Source organism: Streptomyces sp. NBC_01352 (assembly GCF_036237295.1).
Taxonomy (GTDB): domain Bacteria; phylum Actinomycetota; class Actinomycetes; order Streptomycetales; family Streptomycetaceae; genus Streptomyces; species Streptomyces plumbiresistens.
This window is the reverse complement of sequence record NZ_CP108354.1, coordinates 275,155-295,792: the sequence shown is the minus strand read 5'-3', so window position 1 is coordinate 295,792 and position 20,638 is coordinate 275,155. Positions and strand designations below refer to the sequence as shown.

General features: G+C 69.1%; 18 protein-coding genes and 4 pseudogenes. 13 read left to right on the top strand and 9 right to left on the bottom strand.

What is annotated here, in order from left to right; all coding sequences use genetic code 11:
* Window positions 1–291: 291 nt before the first annotated feature.
* The 3 genes from OG252_RS01545 to OG252_RS01535 form a co-directional block, all read right to left on the bottom strand.
* Window positions 292–519 (bottom strand): Ku protein, encoded by a 228-nt coding sequence (locus OG252_RS01545; RefSeq protein ID WP_329345055.1) that lies wholly within the window; start codon window positions 517–519, stop codon window positions 292–294.
* 48 nt (window positions 520–567) lie between these two features.
* Window positions 568–1,812: an MFS transporter gene (locus OG252_RS01540; RefSeq protein WP_329333090.1), complete on the bottom strand. Its 1,245-nt coding sequence runs from the start codon at window positions 1,810–1,812 to the stop codon at window positions 568–570.
* A 437-nt stretch (window positions 1,813–2,249) separates the two neighbouring features.
* Window positions 2,250–2,999 carry a transposase family protein gene (locus OG252_RS01535; protein WP_329333088.1) on the bottom strand — a complete coding sequence of 250 codons (750 nt, stop codon included), beginning with the start codon at window positions 2,997–2,999 and terminating at the stop codon, window positions 2,250–2,252.
* 469 nt (window positions 3,000–3,468) lie between these two features.
* On the opposite strand from OG252_RS01535, the gene OG252_RS01530 reads away from it, so the two are divergent.
* From OG252_RS01530 to OG252_RS01520, 3 genes and pseudogenes are all read left to right on the top strand, one after another.
* Window positions 3,469–4,053: a DinB family protein gene (locus OG252_RS01530; protein ID WP_266452563.1), complete on the top strand. Its 585-nt coding sequence runs from the start codon at window positions 3,469–3,471 to the stop codon at window positions 4,051–4,053.
* 56 nt (window positions 4,054–4,109) lie between these two features.
* Window positions 4,110–4,927: pseudogene (locus OG252_RS01525) on the top strand (IS5 family transposase); the annotation flags it as partial.
* A 138-nt stretch (window positions 4,928–5,065) separates the two neighbouring features.
* Window positions 5,066–5,368 (top strand): hypothetical protein, encoded by a 303-nt coding sequence (locus tag OG252_RS01520; RefSeq protein ID WP_329333085.1) that lies wholly within the window; start codon window positions 5,066–5,068, stop codon window positions 5,366–5,368.
* Between the two features lie 150 nt (window positions 5,369–5,518).
* On the opposite strand, the gene OG252_RS01515 is transcribed toward OG252_RS01520, so the two are convergent.
* Window positions 5,519–6,118: a TetR/AcrR family transcriptional regulator gene (locus OG252_RS01515; RefSeq protein ID WP_329333083.1), complete on the bottom strand. Its 600-nt coding sequence runs from the start codon at window positions 6,116–6,118 to the stop codon at window positions 5,519–5,521.
* Window positions 6,119–6,286: 168 nt separating this feature from the next.
* Here OG252_RS01515 and OG252_RS01510 point away from each other — a divergent pair, with 168 nt between their 5' ends.
* Window positions 6,287–7,732: an FAD-dependent monooxygenase gene (locus OG252_RS01510; RefSeq protein WP_329333081.1), complete on the top strand. Its 1,446-nt coding sequence runs from the start codon at window positions 6,287–6,289 to the stop codon at window positions 7,730–7,732.
* A gap of 104 nt (window positions 7,733–7,836) precedes the next feature.
* Here OG252_RS01510 and OG252_RS01505 read toward each other — a convergent pair whose 3' ends face one another.
* Window positions 7,837–8,916, bottom strand: a complete 1,080-nt coding sequence (locus tag OG252_RS01505) for a hypothetical protein (protein ID WP_266452571.1) — start codon at window positions 8,914–8,916, stop codon at window positions 7,837–7,839.
* A 326-nt stretch (window positions 8,917–9,242) separates the two neighbouring features.
* Between OG252_RS01505 and OG252_RS01500 the strand changes: the two genes are divergently transcribed.
* Window positions 9,243–9,956, top strand: a complete 714-nt coding sequence (locus OG252_RS01500) for a hypothetical protein (protein ID WP_329345437.1) — start codon at window positions 9,243–9,245, stop codon at window positions 9,954–9,956.
* A 43-nt stretch (window positions 9,957–9,999) separates the two neighbouring features.
* Here OG252_RS01500 and OG252_RS01495 read toward each other — a convergent pair.
* Both OG252_RS01495 and OG252_RS01490 read right to left on the bottom strand, forming a co-directional pair.
* Window positions 10,000–10,110: pseudogene (locus OG252_RS01495) on the bottom strand (nucleotidyltransferase family protein); the annotation flags it as partial.
* 338 nt (window positions 10,111–10,448) lie between these two features.
* Complete coding sequence (locus OG252_RS01490; protein ID WP_329333077.1) at window positions 10,449–11,015, bottom strand: TetR/AcrR family transcriptional regulator; 567 nt, start codon at window positions 11,013–11,015, stop codon at window positions 10,449–10,451.
* 266 nt (window positions 11,016–11,281) lie between these two features.
* Here OG252_RS01490 and OG252_RS01485 point away from each other — a divergent pair, with 266 nt between their 5' ends.
* From OG252_RS01485 to OG252_RS01470, 4 genes are all read left to right on the top strand, one after another.
* Window positions 11,282–12,073 carry an SDR family NAD(P)-dependent oxidoreductase gene (locus OG252_RS01485; protein WP_329333075.1) on the top strand — a complete coding sequence of 264 codons (792 nt, stop codon included), beginning with the start codon at window positions 11,282–11,284 and terminating at the stop codon, window positions 12,071–12,073.
* A 300-nt stretch (window positions 12,074–12,373) separates the two neighbouring features.
* Window positions 12,374–13,438 carry an alkene reductase gene (locus OG252_RS01480; RefSeq protein ID WP_329333073.1) on the top strand — a complete coding sequence of 355 codons (1,065 nt, stop codon included), beginning with the start codon at window positions 12,374–12,376 and terminating at the stop codon, window positions 13,436–13,438.
* A 153-nt stretch (window positions 13,439–13,591) separates the two neighbouring features.
* Complete coding sequence (locus OG252_RS01475; RefSeq protein WP_329333071.1) at window positions 13,592–14,020, top strand: ester cyclase; 429 nt, start codon at window positions 13,592–13,594, stop codon at window positions 14,018–14,020.
* 302 nt (window positions 14,021–14,322) lie between these two features.
* A complete protein-coding gene (locus tag OG252_RS01470; protein WP_329333069.1) occupies window positions 14,323–14,799 on the top strand; it encodes a DUF6083 domain-containing protein in 477 nt (158 codons plus the stop codon).
* A gap of 49 nt (window positions 14,800–14,848) precedes the next feature.
* Here the strand turns inward: OG252_RS01470 and OG252_RS01465 are convergent, their stop codons facing one another.
* Both OG252_RS01465 and OG252_RS01460 read right to left on the bottom strand, forming a co-directional pair.
* The gene (locus tag OG252_RS01465) at window positions 14,849–14,977 is read right to left on the bottom strand and encodes a hypothetical protein (protein WP_329333067.1); all 129 of its coding nucleotides are present in this window, start codon (window positions 14,975–14,977) and stop codon (window positions 14,849–14,851) included.
* Between the two features lie 521 nt (window positions 14,978–15,498).
* Window positions 15,499–15,609, bottom strand: a pseudogene (locus OG252_RS01460) (IS5-like element IS4811 family transposase); the annotation flags it as partial.
* Window positions 15,610–15,760: 151 nt separating this feature from the next.
* Between OG252_RS01460 and OG252_RS01455 the strand changes: the two are divergent.
* From OG252_RS01455 to OG252_RS01440, 4 genes and pseudogenes are all read left to right on the top strand, one after another.
* Entirely contained in the window at window positions 15,761–17,365 is a 1,605-nt protein-coding gene (locus OG252_RS01455) for a GMC oxidoreductase (RefSeq protein WP_443068376.1), read from the top strand.
* Between the two features lie 209 nt (window positions 17,366–17,574).
* Window positions 17,575–18,011, top strand: a pseudogene (locus OG252_RS01450) (sugar dehydrogenase); the annotation flags it as partial.
* A 56-nt stretch (window positions 18,012–18,067) separates the two neighbouring features.
* Entirely contained in the window at window positions 18,068–19,546 is a 1,479-nt protein-coding gene (locus OG252_RS01445; RefSeq protein WP_266452588.1) for a cytochrome ubiquinol oxidase subunit I, read from the top strand.
* Window positions 19,543–20,601 (top strand): cytochrome d ubiquinol oxidase subunit II, encoded by a 1,059-nt coding sequence (locus OG252_RS01440; protein WP_329333065.1) that lies wholly within the window; start codon window positions 19,543–19,545, stop codon window positions 20,599–20,601. Before OG252_RS01445 ends, OG252_RS01440 begins: the two co-directional genes overlap by 4 nt.
* The last annotated feature ends 37 nt before the right edge of the window (window positions 20,602–20,638 follow it).

Here is a 20,638-nt window from a genome sequence, read left to right as displayed (position 1 = left end):
CTGGAACCGACCTGGGTAGAGGCCTGCTGCAGATCGGCATACAGGCGCAGCCCCGTACGCCGGGCCCGGGCAGGCGCTGCGAGACCCGCGCGCAGACGTCTTCTTGGCCGGGGTCTTCTTCGTGGCGGCCTTGGCAGTCTGGGCGGTCTTCGTGGCCGACTGCTTCAGATCGACAACCTTGCCGGGCTCTGCGGGCTCCGGCGTCTGGGGAAGGGGCTTGTCCTCCCGCTTCGCTTCGATGATCTCCGCCATGGCGTCGGCATAGGCGTTTCGAACTCCAGTCCTTCGAGGTCATCGCGGCTCATCGTCTCGATCAGCGCGAGCGGGCCACGATCTCCCTTTCGGGACCTCCGTGGCCGGAGGGAGCAGTTCGGCAGGGTCGCGGATCTCATCCGGCCAGCGCATCTCGTGCAGCACGATCACATCGTTTCGCACCAGCAGCAGGCCCAACCGCTCCCTGCCGTTCCACGCGTACTTCGCGATCGCCACCTTGGATGACCGGCCGAGGGCCTGGACCAGTACTGGCGATCTAGGTTATTCATAGCTGCGGAATGGCCGCCGAGCAGTTCATTCCTGCCGTGTGGCCGACGGGTTCAGCGCCGTGGTTTCCGCGGATGCGGACGACTTCGGCATGACTGGTGATGAGTCCCGCAGACCGCTGAGCGCTATGACCGTCATCGCCACCGCGGCCCCCGCCGCCACACAGAAACCGCTGTGTGCGCCGCCCGTGTCCACCACCCGCCCCGCGACCGCCGCGGCGGCTGCTGATCCTGCGGCGCTTGCGGAGTTGCCCCAGGTGAACGCCTGGGTGAGGACGGCGCGCGGGACCGACGACTGGGTGAGGACGGAGGCGAGGATCAGTAGGAGCGGCACGACGAGTCCGGTCAGGGCGAGGGTGGCGGCGACCGCGAGGGGCGCGTCGAGGAAGGTCAGCGGGAGGCTCGCGAGGGTGAGGCAGGCGGCGGCTGCGGCCTGGCGGCGCCGGGGTGAGCCGCCGTGGCGCAATGCTCCGTAGGCCCAACCGCCCACCAGATTGGTGCAGTTGGAGGCGAAATAGAGCAGCGCTGCCGCGTCCGACATGCCGCGTCCGACGGCATACGCGGCGACGGACACCTGCACCGCGCCGAAGAACACCCCGAGCGCGAGGCCGAGCGCGACCTGCCGCAGGAATGCGGAGCGGAGCAGAGCGCGTCCGGCGTGCCGGCGTTCGGCACGGCCGGTGAGGGGCGGCATAGTGCGGCGCTGGGCGGCGAGGGCGAGCCCGCCGCCGCCGACGAGCCCGGCTGCGAGCAGCACCCCGGCGCCCGGGTGGCCCGCCGCACCGAGGACGCTCACCAGGGCCGGGCCGGCCAGGTAGGACACGCCGTTGGCGAGGGCCTCCAGGGCGAAGGCGGTGGGCAGAGCGGCGGCCCGTTCGCCGGACAGCAGAGCGGACCAGCGAGCGGCGGACAGGGCACCGAGCTGGGGCAGCGTTGCCCCGACGAGCACTCCGGCGACGAGGTCCGGAACGGCGCCGGCGAGTAGCAGCGCCACGGCCCCGGCATGTGCGCCCAGCGCCCAGGGAAGCACCCGTGCTTGCCCGAACCGGTCGACAAGGCGCGCGAGTTGGGGCCCGGCGACGGCGTCCGCGACAGCGAATCCGCCGGTGACGAGACCCGCGGCGGCATACGACCCGGTGCGTGCGTGCACCAGCCAGACGATGCCGATGCCCGTCATGGCGATGCCCAGACGCCCGGCAGCGGCGGGAAGGAAGAAGGCCGCGGCACCCGAAGTGCGCAGCAAAGTGCGGTAGTTCGCCGAAGCCGAAGGCACGGCGCATCCCTTTCGCCGCCCGGCGGGACGCGCCAACGGGGTCGTCGGCGTCCGGATGTGCCGACCCGTGGCTGCGCCTGAAGCCGTCCAGTAGTGGCGTGGAGCGGGGACGCGCACCCCATGCCGACTTCATCACCGGGCAGATGTCATGCGGTAGTTGAAGATGCTCCTTGAGCGTAGAGGAACGGCACAGAAACGAACAGCGGACGTCAGGCGAGTTTCAGTGATGCGCGCACGTCGAAGAAGCTACGCACTATGGACGCGCAGCGATCCCAGCAGCCTGCAGGTTCACCTCGGAGGCGAGCTCGTTGAGCGGCCGCTGAGTTCGGCGGCGTACTGAGCGCGGGGCCCGCCTGCGACGGCAGCCCGGCCGGTGGCCGCTCCGATGGAGACGCCGAGGACCTCGCTGAGGACGGCGGGGGCATCAGTAAGCTTCTTCAGCGGTGCCGCTCCAGGGTGAGGACGGCTTTGGCGATTGACGTCATGCGGTTTGGGCTGCACCGGGATCTGCGGAAGATGCGCCAGGACTTCAGGCGTGCGACGCCGCGCTCGACCGGTGCCCGTGCCGCGGCCAGGGCCCGGTTGAGGGTCTTCTCGGTGAGGGTGAGTTCCTGCAGGGGCCTGCGTTTGATGCCCGTGGTCACCCAGGGGCCGCCGCCCTGGTAGGCGAGATCGGCCAGGGTAGGGACGCCCTGGCGCTCGCAGATGCGGATGATCCGGTGGGTGCGGGCAGCGGTCAGGTCGTGGGATCGGCCCGGCAGTGCGGGTGAGAGCCACAGCAGTCGGCCGCCCGGATCGGTGACCACCTGCACGTTCACCCCGTGTCTGCGGTGCTTGGCCGAGTGGTCGGCCCGTCCGTCGCCGACCCGGTCGCACTCGGCGAGCGTGCCGTCCAGCAGGACGAAGTCCGCCTCGGCCTCGCGCAGGACCTTCAGCAGACCCGGCACACGTTCGGCGAGCAGGCGGACGACCGCGCTGGTGTGGGCGTGGGCGGTGGACTCGCTGATCCCGAATCCGGCAGCGTTCTTCGCCAAGGTGGTGTGTTCGCGGAGGTACACCAGTGCCACCATCGCGCGCTGGGACGGGCGGAGCTTGCAGCGGCGGTCGCCCTCACGGGTGACAACGAGCATGGTGACCCATTCCACGAGCGCATGGGGCAGGTCGAGTGCGGCAGGATGGATGACCAACGAGGCCCCCGAGCAGCGTGGTTGAGACGTCAGACATCTCGATCAACAGCCCGGGGGCCTCGCTCGTTGCGGTTCGTGGACCGTCACCTGATCGGTGGCCAACTCGAAGAAGCTCAATCTCTCCGCCGCCGTATGTCTCGATGAATTCGCGATAGTCCGTCGGCAGTGTCATCGCAGTCCTACGGAACAATTCTGCCCAGTCGATGCTGTCACCTCCCGACGACGGTGGCGGGAGTAGCTGCCGGAGGCGAGTGATCGCAGGGTGGATCAGGCATTCCTCTCGTCTGGGCGATTCATAGCGGTCACTGGGGTTTTCTCAGAGGCTAACAGGCTGTCTCACGTGGCAAGTTCCGCGAGCTTCTTCAGTAGCTCGGGGCGGTGGCCATGGCCGGGTTTCAGCACCGCCGGTCGTTGCGGTCCACGTACGGGATCTTGAGGCCACGAGTAGCCCATGGCAGGCTCATGCCGCATGATCGATGAATTCGCGAAGGGCACCCTGCACGGGCGACTGCGGCGGGACCGCAAGGCGCTGCTCTGGAAGCTCGACGGCCTGTCCGAATACGACGCCCGCCGACCTTTGACGGTGACCGGGACCAACCTCCTCGGCCTGGTCAAACACGTGGCCAGCGTCGAGGCCAGGTACTTGGGCGAGGTCTTCGACCGGCCGTCCCCAGAACCGCTGCCCCGGTGGCAGGACCACGACGGCAGCGATCTGTGGGCGGCTGAGGACGAGGCGCGCGATCAGATCATCGAGTCCTACCGGCGCACGTGGGAACACTCGGACGCGACGATCGACGCGCTTGCCCTCGATGCCCCGGGCCACGTGCCGTGGTGGCCGGAGCCTTATCCCAACACGAACCTGTTCGCCATCCTGGTCCACGTCCTCGGCGAGACCAACCGGCATTGCGGGCACGCCGACATCCTGCGCGAAGGCGTGGACGGCCGAACCGGGATGCGCCCCGAACACGAGATGCAGATCGATGAGGACGCCCGCACCGCCTACTACGCGAAGATCGAGCAGGCCGCCAGATCGGCCGCATCAATCGAGGCATAGGCCGAGGCATAGAAGGCTGTCCCCCGTGACTTGATGCTTGATGTTCGAGCGGCATGATGCCGGCCGTGAGTGCTGATCTGTCGAAGCGTTTGGTTCCTGATGAGCTCTGGAGGCTGGTCGCCCCGTTACTGCCGTCATTCGCGGCTCGACCGCAAGGTGGCGGGACCGCTCCGCGCGACCAGCGGGCCGTGTTCACCGCAGTGGTGTACGTGCTGACCAGCGGCTGTGCCTGGCGGCATCTGCCGCCGACGTTCGGCACGTCCTCCGCCACCGCGCATCGCCGCATCACGATATGGACCGACGCCGGCGTGTGGCGTCGGCTGCACCGGGCGGTGCTGGACGAACTCGGGGCCCGGGGGCGAAGCGGACTGGACCTCGGCGATCGTCGACGCGGCCTCCGCTCGCGCCAAAAGGGGGGATCGCTGACAGGGCCGAACCCGGTCGATCGCGGCAAGAAGGGCAGCAAGCTGCACGTGCTGTCCGATGCTCAGGGCATCCCGCTCGCCGTCGCCGTGTCAGGTGCGAACATGCACGACAGTCTCGCCCTCAAGCCGCTCGTCCTCGGCATCCCCGCAGTCCGGTCCCGCCGGGGACCACGGCGGCGCCGGCCCGTCAACTCCGCGCGGACAAGGCGTACTTCTCCGCCGAACACCTCATCTGGCTGCGCGAGCGTGGGCTCGTCGCGCGCATCGCGCGGCCAGGCATCGAGTCCGGCGAACGCCTCGGTCGGCACCGCTGAAAGATCGAGCGGTCGATCGCTTGGCTCTTCGGCTACCGCCGCCTGACCATCCGATACGAACGGAAGGGCTCGCACTTCCTCGCCTTCCTCAGCCTGGCCGCTGCCCTGAGCTGCTACAAGAAGGTCGCGAAACTCGGGCCCGTTCCGCCAGGCGGTACTGGTGCTGCGCTGGTTCCGAGAACACGGCAGGCGGTTGGACGGGGCGGGCCGCCGCGCCGCCGAAGGAGGCCGACGGAGACTTGACGTCCGGCCACGCCCTCCGTCGCCGCCATCGTGGCCGCGGTCTGCGCCGCCCTCGCAACCGCCGCGGGGACAAGCGCCGAGCTGGTGGTCTGGCTGCCGCCTGCCATCGTCGACTTCGCGGCGCACCAACTTCCCGACGTAGGCACCCTGCCGCTCGCCGCGGCAGCACTCGTCCTGCAAGCCGTTGCTGCACCACTGCCCGAGGCCGGGCGGCAGCGGTGCAGCAACCGCCTGAAGCAGTGGCGAGGCATCGCCATTCGCTACGAGAAGACCGCCCCCATCTACCTGGCCGGACTCCACGTCGCAGGCATCGTCCTCCGGTCCGGCCGATGATCCAACGAGACCGTTAGGCGTGTCAGGGGCTCGGCGGGTTCCCGGCGCCCGGCGAGTCCCGTGCACTGGGCGGCCTTCCAGTGCCCTTCCAGTGCCCCTCCAGTGCCCTACCGGTCCCGTGTCCCCGGCGGTACGAGTGCTCGGCAAGCCTCAGGGACTCGGCGCCGTCAGGTACCGCTGGATCGTCGGTGCCAGCCATGCCACGATCTCCGCCCGCGCGAGCCCCACTGCCGGCGGCATCCGCAACACGTACCGCGTAAGCGCCAGCCCCAGCAGCTGCGACGCCATGAGTGCCGCCCGTGCCGGGACCTGCTCGGGGTCGGGGCACAGCTGCCGGGCGACCGGCAGCAGCTGGTCCCGCAGGATGCCCTGCATGCGCTCCGCCCCGGCTTGGTTGGTCACGCCGACCCGCAGCAGGGCGGTGAGGACCTCGTTGTTCTCCCACATGTCGAGGAAGTGCTCGACGAGGATGCGCCCCGCGTCCTGCCGGCGGTCCGCCCCGCTCACGTCCGGCAGGCGCAGGTCGATGGCGACGGCCGCCGCGAAGAGGCCCTCCTTGTTGCGGTAGTACCGCATCACCATCGACGGATCGATGTTCGCGTCCTTGGCGATGGCGCGGATGGTGGCTCGCTCGTAGCCGTCGGTCGCGAAGCGCTCGCGGGCCGCGGCGAGGATCGCGCCGCGAGTGGCGTCGGAGCGGCGGGGGGCGCCGGAGCCGGGAACCGCGGAGGTGCTGTCGCTGCCGTTCATGCCAACAAGCGTAGGCCAACGACCGTAGGTCAACAAGCGTGCGCCAACAAATGTTTGCCAACGACTGTTGACTTCCCTTTGACGTCTGGTTACCTTCGTCAACGAGCGTTGGCCAACATTTGTTGGCAATGGGCGATGGCAAGCAAGAGTTGGCAACAGGAGGCCACCATGAACGGCACCGCCACCCACAGCACCGTGATCGTCGTCGGCTCCGGCCCCACCGGTCTCCTCCTCGCCGGTGACCTCGCCATAGCCGGCGTTGCCGTGACCCTCGTCGAGAAGCGGCCGCGCAAGATCAGCAACCTCTCCCGCGCCTTCGGCGTGCACGCCCGCACCCTGGAGCAGCTCGACGCCCGCGGCCTCGCCGACGAACTCCTCACCACCGGCGACACCATCACCGGCCTGCGGCTCTTCCGCCGCCTCACCCTCGATCTGAGCACGCTGCCCTCGCGTTTCCCGTTCCTGCTCATCACCCCGCAGTACGAGGTCGAGCGGCTCCTTGAGCGGCGGGCCCGGGAGGCAGGGGTCGAGTTCGCGTACGAGAGCGAGGTCGTGGGGCTGCGGCAGGACGACGAGGGGGTCGACCTCGACGTGCGTGGCGCGGACGGGGCGGTCGTCACCCACCGGGCGGCCTATGTCGTCGGCGCCGACGGTCACCGGAGCGCCGTGCGGGAGGCGATCGGCCTGGGCTTCCCCGGTGTCTCCGTCATCAAGTCGCTGATCCTGGCCGATGTCCGGCTGGCCGAGAAGCCCGAGGGCGTCCTCACCGTCAACGGCCGCGGCGACGCCTTCGCGATGATCGCCTCCTTCGGCGACGGCTGGTTCCGGGTCATGGGCTGGAACCGCCGCAACGAGGTCTCCGACGACGCCCCGCTCGACCTCGACGAGGTCAAGGAGATCACCCGCCGTGCCCTGGGCACCGACTACGGCATGCACGACGCCCGCTGGCTCTCCCGTTTCCACAGTGACGAGCGCCAGGCACCGCACTACCGGGTCGGGCGGGTCTTCCTCGCCGGGGACGCCGCGCACGTCCACTCCCCGGCCGGCGGGCAGGGCATGAACACCGGCCTCCAGGACGCCGCCAACCTGAGCTGGAAGCTCGCCGCGGCCGTCCGGGGCCGGGCGCCCGAAGGGCTCCTCGACAGCTACGAGGCCGAGCGCCACCCGGTCGGCAGGGCGGTGCTGCGCAGCAGTGGCGGACTGGTCCGGCTGGCCCGCGCGCGGAATCCGCTGCTGCGTGCCGCCCGCGCCGTGGTCTCCGCGTTCGTCGACATGGCCCCGCCCGCCCAGCGCAAGGCCCTGGGTCAGGTCACCGGGATCGGCTACGCCTACCCCGCCCCCCGCGGCGCCCACCGCCTCACCGGCACCCGCGTCCCCGACGTCGCCCTGAAGGACGGCCGGCTCTACGAGGCGCTGCGCGGCGGCCGGTTCGTGCTGATCACGCCCGGGACGTACCAAGGCCCCGGTGTCCGCGAGGGGTGGCTGACCGTGGCGCGCTGGGCGGGCGACCGCCGGACGACCGTCCTGGTACGGCCCGACGGATACGTGGCCTGGGCGGCGGAGGGCGCGGACGCGACGGGGATCGAGGAAGCGGTGGCCCGGTATCTGGGCTAGGCCCTCTCGGCTGGATCATCCCGGCGTCGCGAGGTCAGGGCGGTCCAGAGGCGCCGCACCTCACGGCCGGGCTGATCCGAACGACAGGGTCTAGCTGTGCCATCTCATGACGTTGGTGCCACGGATGCGACAGCCGGGCGGTCGGTGGCGGTACGGCGCACATCTCGCCGGGCCTCCGCGAGCTGCACGGAGATCACCCACAGCACGCCGAGGTCGAAGACGAGCTCGGTGACAGAGGCGAACTGGTTCACGGTGAACTTGAACACCTGCCCGGCCAGGATGTCTGCGAGCAGTGCCAGCCTGAACAGCCGGAAGGCAACGGCCCGATCGCGCCACAGGCGCATCAGCCCCGCCATGCCGAGGAGGACGGACGCCGTGGCGCTCACCAGGATCCCGACGGCGGCACCGACTTGCGGATCGCGGTCGAGCTCGCCGCTCACGGCCTCCATCGGGATCCACACGGTGAACAGCACGGCCTCGGTGAGCACGCAGGCGACGGCCCCGACGGCGGCAGCGCGGGTGCGGGCGACGCGGCGCAGCGCGTGCGCGGCCTCCGCGAATCGTCGGCGGTGCGGTGCGGGAGGCCGCTCGGGGAGGGCTTCGATGAGCCGTACGAGCGCTTGGTCGGCGTCGCGCCGGGACCCCTCGATGAGGCGGAGCGCGGCGCGGCGCTGCTCGTCGGTGAGCCCGGAGCCGACGCCGCCGAGGGCGAGGTCGGCGGCCTGGACAGTGCGCTGGTCGGGAGTGAGGGCGCCGGGTTCGGCCCCTCGTCTCCGGATGCCTTGCACGAGCAGCAACAGCAGGGCAAAACTGCCGTAGATGATCCCGGCGGCGGGTTGATAGAAGTACCCGGGCTCGTCCGTGACCTGCTTGCCGACCTCGTCGATGAAGAGCCCGAACCCGACCCCGCCGACAACGGCGGCGGCGCCGCGGGCGGCCCGCCCGACGCAGCAGAGCAGGACGAGCAGGGCGACCATCATCAGCAGCCCGCCCCACAGCATGTGCGCGATGTGCAGGTGACTGCTCCCGCCGCCGAGTTTGGGATACCCGGCCTGGGCGAGAAAGGCGCGTGTGCCGAGCACGGCTGCGATGCCGGACAGCGCGAACCACTGCGCGTACGAGGCGGCGTTGGCTGCGCGGAGGAGAGTGGGTCGGGTTAAGCGCCTGAGGCGAGGTGAGCCCATCCCCCGAGCGTGGCGCGCGGCGGCTCGCAGGTCGATCGGGGAATGCCCGGAGAACTCCCCGACCACGCCCCCTAGGTGTGCCGTCTTGTCGGAACCTCTCGACACCTTCCCGCAGCAACTCACGATCGGGGACTTCCAGGCACCAACCTCCTGAGAGACCACAGTTGGCCCGCAGGGGCGTCGCCTGTCTCGTTGGCGTCGGTCAACGGCGAGGTGGTCTTTCGCGATCGGCCGCGGGGCTTTTTTTGCCGGCCAGTGCTCGTTGAGCCGCTCCAGGAAGCCGTCCGGGTTGGCGACCAGTGCGTTGAAGCGGCCGCGACGAAGGCTTGCATCTCTCGGTATCGGTCGCTCAGTGTCTGTGTGGCCTGCTGTTTCAGGGCAGCGTCGGCACGGACGGTCAGGTCTGGGTCTCTGTGCAGGTCGCGTCGCTGAGGGGTCATGCGAAGAACCTTTTGGCGGGGGAGGATTTCATCGGCTGCGGGGGAGTCGGGCCAGGACTGCAGGACGGCCGCCGGGTCGGGGTGCTGGCTGAGTTCGTCGTCGTTGAGCTGCCGGAGCACACCGTCGTCTACGGTCTCGGCGGATGGGACGGCGGCTGCCGTGTTGAGGAACCACTCGGGGCCTTCGACCTTCTCGGCGATCCAGGCCAGCCCGGCGGGGTGCAGCACATGGAGGACGTCGGCCACGGCTGCGTGCGGGGTGTGCGGGTTGGTGGCGAGGGCGGCCAGGGCCTGAACCCGGCGGTGCTCCGAGTGGCCTTCCAGGAGCCGGGCTGGACGGTCGTGGTCGATGCAGTCGATCATGCGGATCAGGGCCCGGCTCGGTGCGGGGGAGACGACGGCCGGCTGGTCCAGGGAGGCGAGCTGAGCGCAGGCCCCGGCGAGATGGTCAGGGTTGGCGCTGAGGAAGGCCAGGTCTTCGGCGAGGCGCAGGACACGGCCGTCGAAGTCCTGGGCGCCGGCCTGTTCCTCGGGCAGGCTGAGCAACTGGCCGCGGGTTACGAGAGCGTTGGAGGCGCGAAACCCTCGCTTCCCTCTTGATCACCTCGCCCTCGGCCTCCCAGGACAGGTCGCGCGCGTCGTAGTAGACGAGGTCGTAGTTTTGGATACCGGCGCCCGGAGGCCGCCCGGTGATGACATTCCACACCGTCTGGAACAGGCATCCGGAGGCTACACGCCAGCCTGACAAGTCCATGGCGGCCGCCCACTCCATCACGTCTGTCAGTACCTCGTTGCGGTCAAGCGCAGGCTTGAGAGCGGCCATCAGCCCGTCCCGTCCCTGTCGTGTGACTGCCTCGCGCACCGGTTCGGCAACGTGGCGGACGGGCCGGAGCGCGTTCGGTGTTACGCCTGCGACATGGCGGAGGCTAAATGACAGGTCATCCGGCCCTTGCTGCCCGTTCCGGCATGACTGGAGGGGTGGGGTGGGCGGCCGGAGGGCTACCGGCACCGCGTGCTGCTGGGATGTGCGAGATTGCCTATCTACGTGGCGTCGGGTCTCAGTCGCACAGCCTCTGTCCTCAGGATTCCGGGTCAAGACCCGTGTGGTGCAGTCAGGGCTTCGTGGGTCGACTCAAGGATCTTCTCCGACAGTTCGGTGCCTGCTGTGGCCCGGGCAAGCAGGATCGCGCCGACCAGAGTGGCCACCATGGGAAGGCCGTCGTTGGCGTCGGTGGACAGCCACGCGGCGAAGTCCTCGACCCCGGCCGCGTACGTTTCGCGCACCTCCCCGGCTGTGGGCTCGCGAGCCACGTCCCCTGCGAATCCCGCGGTGGGACATCCGGTGCCGGGCTGGTCACGGTGCTCGGCCGACAGGTAGAAGTCGACGAGGGCACCGCGCGCGGTGTCGTGATCACCGTGGGTCGCATCGAACGACGCCAGGAGTAGGTCAAGGTCCCCGAAGGCGGCTTGAGCCGCCTCGGCCACCAGGGCCTCCTTGGAGGGGAACTGCTTGTAGAAGCCGCCCGTGGTCAGCCCGATGGACTTCATCAGATCGGCGACGCTGATGCCGTTCACGCCGCGCTCCCGGAAGAGCTGGGAGGCCGCGGCGACCGCGCGCCTGCGGTTCTCGAGCGCTTGTGCCTGCGAAACGCGACTCATCAGTCACCTGCCCACGTTAGATAGTGAAGGGCATCTATCGTACACGAAGCGCCGGGCGGCCGGCTGTGACGCCCTCTTCCGTATGGCTCTGTCTCACTGCCGCAAGGCGGGGAGCCCGTGGATCCGCTTCAGTCTCCGGTCATGGGCGGCGACTGGTGGTACTGCAGACCGTTGACCGGAGCGCGTTAGATAGCTATCGTAATCTAAAGAGAGGTCGACGCTCTGGCCTCCCACCCATCCGCCAGCCCTGAAATGAGATCCACCCCATGACCACGCAGAACAAGACCGCCGTCGTCACCGGTGCGTCCGCCGGCCTGGGCAGCGCCTACGCGCAGCGGCTTGCCGACCGGGGCTACGACCTGATCCTGGTGGCCCGGAACACCGCGCGGCTGGAGGCGCTGGCGTCGGACATCCGCAGCCGCACGGGCCGTGCGGTGGACGTCGTTACCGCCGACCTCACCGATGCGGCGCAGATCTCCGTGGTCGAGGAGCGTCTGCGGACCGATGACAGCATCGAGGTGCTGGTCAACAATGCCGGCGGGGGGTTGTTCACGCCGCTGGCGACCTCCGACGCGGCGGCCTCCGAGGCGCTGATCAACCTCAATGTGACAGCGCTGACCAGGCTGACCATCGCGGTCCTGCCGGGGCTGACGGCCCGCGGGCACGGCACCGTGGTGAACGTCTCCTCTGCGCTGGCTCTCAACATCCTGCCCGTCAGCGCCGTGTACAGCGGTACCAAGAGCTACGTGCTGACGTTCACTCAGGCGCTGCAGCAGGAACTCGCCGAGAGTCCCGTCGTGGTGCAGGCCGTGCTGCCGGGCGCTGTCCGCACGGAGTTCTGGGACGGCTCTGGCGCCGACCTCGGGGCGTTCCCCGACGAGTGGATCATGAGCGTGGACGACGTCGTCGACGCGGCGCTCGCCGGCCTCGACGCCGGGGAGCCCGTCACCATCCCGTCGCTGCCCCAGATCAGCGACTGGGAGTCGTTCGAGAAGGCGCGTCAGGCGCTCGTCCCGAACTTGTCGCAGCGCGTCCCGGCCGCTCGCTACCGCGGCTGACCGCCGCTCCGACTCCGGTTTCCGGAGTCCCCTTGTGGCAGCGGCACGGCCGCTGCCACACACGACCGATGCGCTCGGCGTCCTCCCTCACGTACGGACAGCAACCGGGTCCAGCATCGCCATGGCGGCGGTCATGGGCGCGGCAAGCCCGTCCGTACCGTCGACTGCCCCTCCGGGCAGCTGCCTTCCATGGTGGAAGGCCCCGGGCTCATCAGGCCGCTCACCGCGTACACGCTGACCGCGAGGCAGGCAGCCCGCCACCGCGCAGCTCTCTCTCACCCTTCATTTGAGGAAACATCCATGTCGAACGCCCTGTGGAACCCAACGACCGTCGGGGAGATCCCCCTGCCGCACCGGCTGGCGATGGCCCCCATGACCCGGAGCCGGTCCACCCCGAACGGCGTGCCGACCGAGCTGAACGCCGAGTACTATGCGCAGCGCGCCTCGCACGCCCTCATCATCACCGAGGGCACCCAGCCCTCCGCCGACGGCCAGGGCTACCTGCTCACCCCCGGCATCTACTCCGAGGAGCACATCGCCGGGTGGCGCAAGGTCACCGACGCCGTGCACAAGGCCGACGGACGCATCGTCATCCAGCTCATGCACGCTGGACGGATGTCCCACCCCGACAACACCCCCCACCACCGGCAGCCGGTCGCCCCCTCCCCGGTCCAGCCGGCGGGCGAGACGTTCACCCTGTCCGGGCTCCAGGAGTTCCCGGTACCGCGCGAACTGTCCACCGAGGAAGTCGCTGCCACGGTCGACGATTTCCGGCGCGCCGCCGCGGCCGCCATCGCGGCCGGCGCCGACGGCGTCGAGATCCACGGCGCCAACGGCTACCTCCTGCACCAGTTCTTCGCCACCAACACCAACCAGCGCACCGACCGCTACGGCGGTTCCGTCGACAACCGCATCCGCTTCGCCGTCGAGGTCGCCACCGCCGTGGCCGAGGAGATCGGCGCCAGCCGCACCGGCCTGCGGATCTCTCCCGGCAACCCCTTTAACGACATCGCGGAGAGCGACACCCACGACCTGTACCCGGCACTCGTACGCGCTCTCGCCCCCCTCCACCTCGCCTACCTGCACATCGGAAACCACGGTGGCGACGACGAACTCCTGCACACCCTCCGCAAGCTGTGGCCGAACACTCTCGTCCTCAACCGGGCCGGCACCGACATCGCCACCCGTGCCAAGGACGTCGAAGACGGCATCGCCGACGTCATCACCGTCGGCACGATGGCCCTCGCCAACCCCGACCTGGTCGAGCGCGTACGCACCGGCGCCCCGCTCAACACCCCCGACCCCGCCACCATCTACGGCGGCGGCGAGGCCGGCTACACCGACTACCCCACCCTCACCGCCTGACCAACCCCGGCCCGGCGCCTCGCCTCCGCGAGAGTCAGCAGCCGCTGCCCGGCGCCATCGCCAGACCCTGCTCGTCCAACCCGCCGGTTCGACCCGATTCCCCTGTCCATCACCGGGGCGGAGCCGCTCCGTCCATCCACATTGGAGAAGCACATGTCTTCCTCGAACGTCGAAACCCAGGCGTCCACCGCCGACTTGCACCGGCTTGCCGATGAGTACGTCAAGCTCGTCAACCTGCGTGACCTAGACGCCCTGTTCGCCCTGTACGCGCCGGACTTCCGCAACCACGCCGCCGACGGCACCGCCACCGGCGTCGAGGAGGCCCGCGCGGTGCTGGCGTCGTTCCTCGACGCGGTCCCCGACTTCGCCGCCACGCCGGTCCGCGTCGTCGCCGAGGACGATTGGTTCGCGATCACCTTCGTCCTCACCGGCACGAACACCGGGTCCTTCAACGGCACTCCCGCCACCGGCCGATCGATCAAGGTACTGGAGGTCCACATGTTCAAGGTGGCCGACGGCAAGCTCACCGACCACTGGGGCCTCATCGACCTGGCGACGCTCTTCGCCCAGTTGCAGTCCTGAGAGAGTTACATGAAGAGTTACATGAGTTGAGGAAGACGCCCTGCTCGGTCTCGGCCGGGATTCCGCGCTCCATGGCACGCGCTGGTGGAGCGCGGGAGGGTGCAGCCCGGGCTCCCGGCTGAGGCAGACATCATGCCTCAGCCCAGGCGTTTACACCGCCCGTCTGGCCGTCTCTGGCGGGGCTGGTGCGCCGACCGCGCCCGCGGGTTGTCTCGGCTGCCGCCTGGCGCCTTTGTGGGCGCAGGGGTCCCGTCCAGTTCGTGCCCTGTCGGGTGGGCTGTTGTCCTGCGAACTCTGTCCATATGGGGGATTTCGGCGACACGGCCTCTGGGTTCGACAAGGCGTACTGGGATCAGCGCGAGGTGATTGAGGATCGGGCGGAAGCTGTGCGTGTGGGGGCGACGGCTCCTGCCCCTCCGGTGTCGCCGGTCTGTCCGGAGTGTGGGCTGATGGCGGATCGGTTCCCGACGTATTCGGAAGCGTGGGTGCTGCTGGAGCCGTTGGATCCGGTGGAGGCGTTGCCGTCGCATTTTGTGCCGCCTGGCGAGCGGTGGATGGTCGACGGGAATGGTGTCGCCTGGAATGCGGGGGATGCCGAGCCGGCCCAGGGTGCGGTGTGCCGGATAGCGCACCGCCTGGCGTGTCCGGGGCTGGAGCCGGTTGATCTGTGGCGGTGGCTGACGGCCGTGCGGGCGGAGAACGCCCGTAACGCGCAGCGGTTGTTCAACCCGCCCCGGCTGCCGGAGCCGCCGGAGGTGGGCGAGACGGCTGGCGCGTAGCAGCCAAGCCCCCGCCTGCACCTGAGTCCGGGCGGGGGCTTCGTCGCCTTCAGCCGAGATATGTCACCTGTAGGACGGTGATGGTCTTGGTCTGCTGTCCGATGAGGAGTACGGCGAAGGCGTGCTCGGTGACGAGCATGCGCACGACGCCGTCGTCTTCGCCGTAGGGTTCCGTCACGCCGAGCGGATCATGGCAGGTGCCTCCAGGCGGAGGCGCCGGAGTCCCAGGATTCGGCGAGTCGGCTGGAGGCCGGTGCGGGGACGGTGGCGGTGGCGGTGGCGGTGGACGATGTCAGCCCCCTCCCGCCGACGCGGCCCCGCCGATGGATGCGACCAGGACCGGCGGCTTCGGCTGGCACTTGGTGCAAGGCCTGTCGGCGGACGTGCAGGTCAAGGTCCACGCGTCGGGCAAGACGGTGACGGCCATCGGGCCGTGTCCCACGGGCACCCACAGGGCTGAAGAACGGCTCGTCGTCATCGGTGCGCATGCCGTGTGCTGCGAACAAGTCCGCGCCGCCGCCCTCGTGGGCGATGAAATCGCGGCCCTCCTTGGCCCCGGTGGAACACATCGACGGTGTCCGTTGAGGACGACATCAGACCGTTGAGCTCTTGCACGGTCGGTCCCAGCAACTTGACGTCCGGAAGGGAGGCAATCGGCCTGCTCGTAGTACGGCGCCTGTCTCTCCCTGCCTCATCCGAACGGGCATGCATGATCCACGCGAGCAAGCGTTCAACGACCCAGCGGTGGGGCAGCACGACGTACCCGGAGGTGTCCTTCGGACGGCTGACCGTCTTGATCGTGAGAGGGAGCGTGGATCGAATCCTTGATGTGAGTGTGGCCGCAAAGCCGAGGTGCCCACGTCCCCGGTCGCCGCTCACCGGAAGGGCGGATACGTTCGGATGGGTGGGTCGGCAGGGTCTCCGCACCGCGGAGTGACAGGCCCCGGCACAGGGCAGGGCCGTGAGCGCAAGGACGGTGGTCGCCGTGGGTGACTCCCACCACTATGACGTCATCATCATCGGGACCGGCGCCGGCGGCGGCTCGCTCGCCCACCGGCTCGCTCCTTCCGGCAAGCGCGTGCTCCTCATCGAACGAGGCGACCACCTGCCCCGTGAACGTGACAACTGGGACTCCACCGCCGTGTTCGTGAAGGGGAAGTACCGGGCTCCGGAGTTCTGGCTCGACCAGCATGGCAACGAATTCCCGCCCGAGGTCAACTACTACGTCGGGGGGAACACCAAGTTCTACGGGGCCGCCCTTTTCCGGCTACGCCCCGAGGACTTCGGTGAAATCCGTCATCACGGCGGTACTTCGCCGGCCTGGCCGATCCGGTATGAGGACCTCGAGCCCTACTACACCCAGGCCGAGCATCTCTATCTCGTTCATGGACGGCACGGCGAGGATCCGGGTGAAGGTCCGGTGAGCGCGCAGTACGCCTACCCGCCGGTGGAGCACGAACCGCGCATCCAGCAGTTGAGCGACGACCTGGAGAAGCTGGGTCTGCGCCCCTTCCATCTGCCGATCGGAGTCAATCTCAGCCAGGACGGCAATGGACGGGCCACCCATTCCAGCGCGTGTATCCGATGCAACCGGGTGGACGGCTTTCCCTGTCTGGTGCGCGCGAAGTCCGACGCCGAGGTCATCTGTGTGGAGCCCGCGCTGCGACACCCCAATGTCGAGATGATCACTAATACGCACGTCGTCAGACTGGAGACCGACGCGACGGGGCGCAGCGTCAAGGCGGTCGTCGGCCGGCTCGCGGACGGCTCGGAAGTCCGTTTCGCGGCGGACGTCGTGGTCGTCTCCTGCGGCGCGGTCAACTCGGCGGCTCTTCTGCTCGCTTCGGCCAACGACCACCACCCCGCGGGGCTGGCGAACAGCTCCGACGTGGTCGGACGCTTTTACATGCGGCACAACAACCTTGCTCTGATGGCCATTTCGAAGGAACCCAACGACACCCAGTTCCAGAAGACCCTGGCCTTGAACGACTGGTACCTCGGCGCGGACGACTGGGATTTCCCGCTGGGCGGCGTCCAGATGCTCGGCAAGTCGGACGCCGAGCAGATTCATGGTGAAGCCCCTCGATGGGCGGGCGCGGTTGCCCCAGACATGCCGTTCGAGGTGCTGGCCCATCATGCCGTCGACTTCTGGCTGTGCGGCGAGGACCTACCGCTGCCCAGCAACCGGGTCACCTTGGACGGTGACGCCCGCATCCACCTCCTCCTCGACGAGAAGAACAACGTCGAGGGTCTGAAGCGGTTGAGGCACAAACTCCAGAGCATGCTCGGCCACTTGGGCATGCATGAACACCGGCTGCTGTCCCGCAGCATCTACCTGCACAAGGGCATGCCGATCGGTGCCACCGCCCATCAGGCGGGCACCGTGCGCTTTGGCGTCGACCCGGCTGCTTCCGCCCTCGACGTCAACTGCAAGGCCCATGACCTGGACAACCTGTACGTCGTCGACACGAGCTTCTTCCCCAGCATCGGTGCGGTCAACCCCTCTTTGACCGCCATCGCCAATGCTCTGCGAGTGGGCGACCACCTCCTGGAACGCCTGAGCTGAGCCGACGTCCGGTGCCGCTGGTCCGACCGGGCGAAAAGTCCCGCCGGATGGCCCAACTGCGCCTTGCTGGACGCCCGCTCTCCTTCAGCAGGTGATTGCTTGACCCTTGTGCCGGGCCGGGTGCGGCCGGGCCCAGGAGCCGCGCAGCTAGGAGTCAGGGGATCGTGGATTCCACCGCAGCACTACCGCAGGGCGTCATTCCGGAGCAGCTGCTGAAGGGCCAGAAGGCCCTGGTCACAGGTGTCAATTCGGGTATCGGCAAGGCCACCACCATAGGGCTGGGCCGGGTCGGCGCCGACGTGGTCGTGAACTACGTGGCCGGCCGCAGTGCCGCCGAGGAAGTGGTGGAGGAGATCACCTCGTTCGGTGTGCGCGACGCGCCCTTCAGGGAGATGACGTTCGCGCAGTGGCAGAAGGTGCTCGACGTAAATCTCACCGGCCAGTTCCTGTGCGGCAGGGAAGCGACCAAGAAGTTCCGGCGTCGCGGAGCCCTGCCGGCGGTGTCCGTCCCGGCCGGAAAGATCATCTGTATGAGTGCGTCGCCCAAGTGATGAGGGCGACCATCCCCTGCAACTTGCCCCGCACGAGATCCGGATCAACGCGGTTGTTCCCGGGGGCCATTCGGACGCCGATCAACCGCGGTGCCGGCTTCGCCACCGGCGGCTGACCTTCTCCTGTACGTCCTGAACAGTGAAGGCCTTCATGCACACTTCGGTCCATCTGCTCGCGGATGCCCCCGCACAGCTGCTGCCCGCCCGAGAGCTCATGGCCTTCACCCTGGCCTCCCACATCATCCTGGTCCCCCTGGGCGTGGCGCTCCCTCTCATCACCTTGGTCATGCACTACCTCGGGCTGCGCCGCAACGACGCCACCGCCCTCCTGCTGGCGCGGCGCTGGTCGGCCGTCATGGCGGTCCAGTTCGCGGTCGGTGTGGTCACCGGCACGGTGCTCTCCTTCGAGTTCGGCCTGCTCTGGCCGGGCCTGATGGGCAGGTGGGGTGACGTCTTCGGCATCGGGTTCGGTGTCGAGGCGTGGGCGTTCTTCCTCGAAGCCGTGCTCATCGCCATCTACCTGTACGGATGGCGCCGGCTGAAGCCCCGTACGCACTTCCTGCTCGGGCTGCCGCTGCCGATCACCGCCCTGCTCGGGGCATTCGGCATCCTGGCCGCCAACTCCTGGATGAACACGCCCCAGGGCTTCTCCCTGAACGCCGACGGCGATCCCGTCGACGTGGACGTGTGGAAGGCCATCTTCACGCCGATGTTCGGGCCGCAGTACTGGCACTTCGTCGTGGCGATGCTGCTGACGGCCGGGTACATGGTGGCCGGGGTCTACGCCGTCGGCTGGCTGCGCGGCCGCCGGGACCGCTACCACCGGCTCGGCTTCGCCGTTCCCTTCACCATCGCCGCGGTCGCCACGCCCGTCCAGTTCGTTCTGGGTGACGCCATCGCCCGGTCGGTGTTCCACAAGCAGCCGGTGAAGTTCGCCGCGATGGAGATCGTCTGGAAGACCGACACGCGAGTACCGGAGTACATCTTCGGCCGCCTGCACCCGGACGGATCCGTCTCGGGCGGCATCAAGATCCCGCTGCTCGACTCCTTCCTGGCCGGCTTCAGCCCGAACACCAAGGTGGTCGGGCTGACCTCCGTGCCGGCCGACGAACGGCCGACGGCCACGCAGGCGACCATCGCCCACTGGGCCTTCGACATCATGGTCGGCGTCGGGTCCGCGCTGGTGCTGCTGGCTCTCTGGTACGGCCTGGTCTGGCTGCGGCACCGCAGGCTCCCGGCCTCCAGGTGGTTCTACCGCAGCGCGGCGTGCGCGGGCGTCGCCTCCGTGGTGGCGGTCGAATGCGGCTGGATCGCCACCGAGGTGGGACGCCAGCCCTGGATCGTCTACCAGAACATGAGGGTCGCCGAGGCGGTGACCTCGACCCGTTCCACCACCCTGTGGATCATGCTCGGCGTGGTGATCGTGGTGTACCTGTTCGTCTTCGGCTCGCTCCTCGGCGTGCTCCTCAAGATGCGCACGCGCTGGCGGCTCGCCGACGAACAGCAGGCGTCCTGGCACCCTGCCCATGCGCCGGAGGCGGACGGCCCCTACGGGCCGCGGGTACCTGTTCCCGGCGGCGACGCCACCACCGGCAGCGGACCCGCCCCGTCAGAAAACGGCCGACCGTGACCGCCGACCTCGTCGCAGTGGTGCTGCTGCTCGCCGTCGCAGCGTACGCCGGCGCGGGCGGAACGGACTACGGGGCCGGATTCTGGGACCTCACCGCCGGGGGAGCGGACCGCGGCAAGCGCCCGCGGTGGCTCATCGACCATGCCATGGCGCCCGTATGGGAGGTCAACAACGTCTGGTTGATCTTCGTGTTCATCATCTTGTGGACCGGCTTCCCCTCGTTCTTCCAGACCGTGTTCTCCGCGCTGTGGCTGCCCCTGGCGCTGGCGGCCGTGGGTCTGGTCCTGCGCGGTGCCGGCTTCGCCTTCCGCAAGTCCAGTCGCCGGCTGGTCGGCCGACGCCTCTACGGAGCCGTGTTCGCCGTGTCCTCGCTCGTGACACCGTTCTTTCTCGGCACCGCCGTCGGCGCAGTCGCCTCCGGCCGGGTGGCAGCCGGCACCGAGGCAACGGCGGACGCGTGGTCCAGCCCCACCTCGCTCATGATCGGGCTGCTGGCCATCGCGACGACCGCCTTCCTCGGCGCGGTCTTTCTCTCCGGGGACGCCCGCCGGTTCGACGCCTTTGATCTGATCGGCTACTTCCGGCGGCGCGCGCTGGCCAGTCTCGTCGTGCTGGCCGTCCTCGCGGTGATCACCCTGTTTGTCCTCGCCGACGACGCCCCGCACGTCTCGCACGGGCTCACCCACGGAGTCGGGCTGCTGTTCGCCGTCATCGCCGCCGTGGCCGCGCTCGCCACGGCCTGGCTGATGCTGCGGACACCGGGCAACTGGGTCCGCGTCACCGCCGTCGGGGTCGTCGCCTCTGGTGTCATCGCCTGGGGCATGGCCCAGCGTCCCTATCTCATTCCCACCTCGCTGACTGTGGCCGACGGGGCGGGGGCGTCGGGCACGCTGACCTGGCTGGTGGTGGTCAGCCTGGTGGCCCTGGTGCTCATCGTGCCGGCGGTCGTCCTGCTGTACTGGCTGGACACCCACGGCGAACTGGAAGCACTCACCGACGCCGACCTGCGCAAGGGAAACGGCCCGGACGGCGACGGCACGGCAGGCACCGTCTGATGCCCCGGCTCACGGTCTCATCCGAACGAGCGGCGTT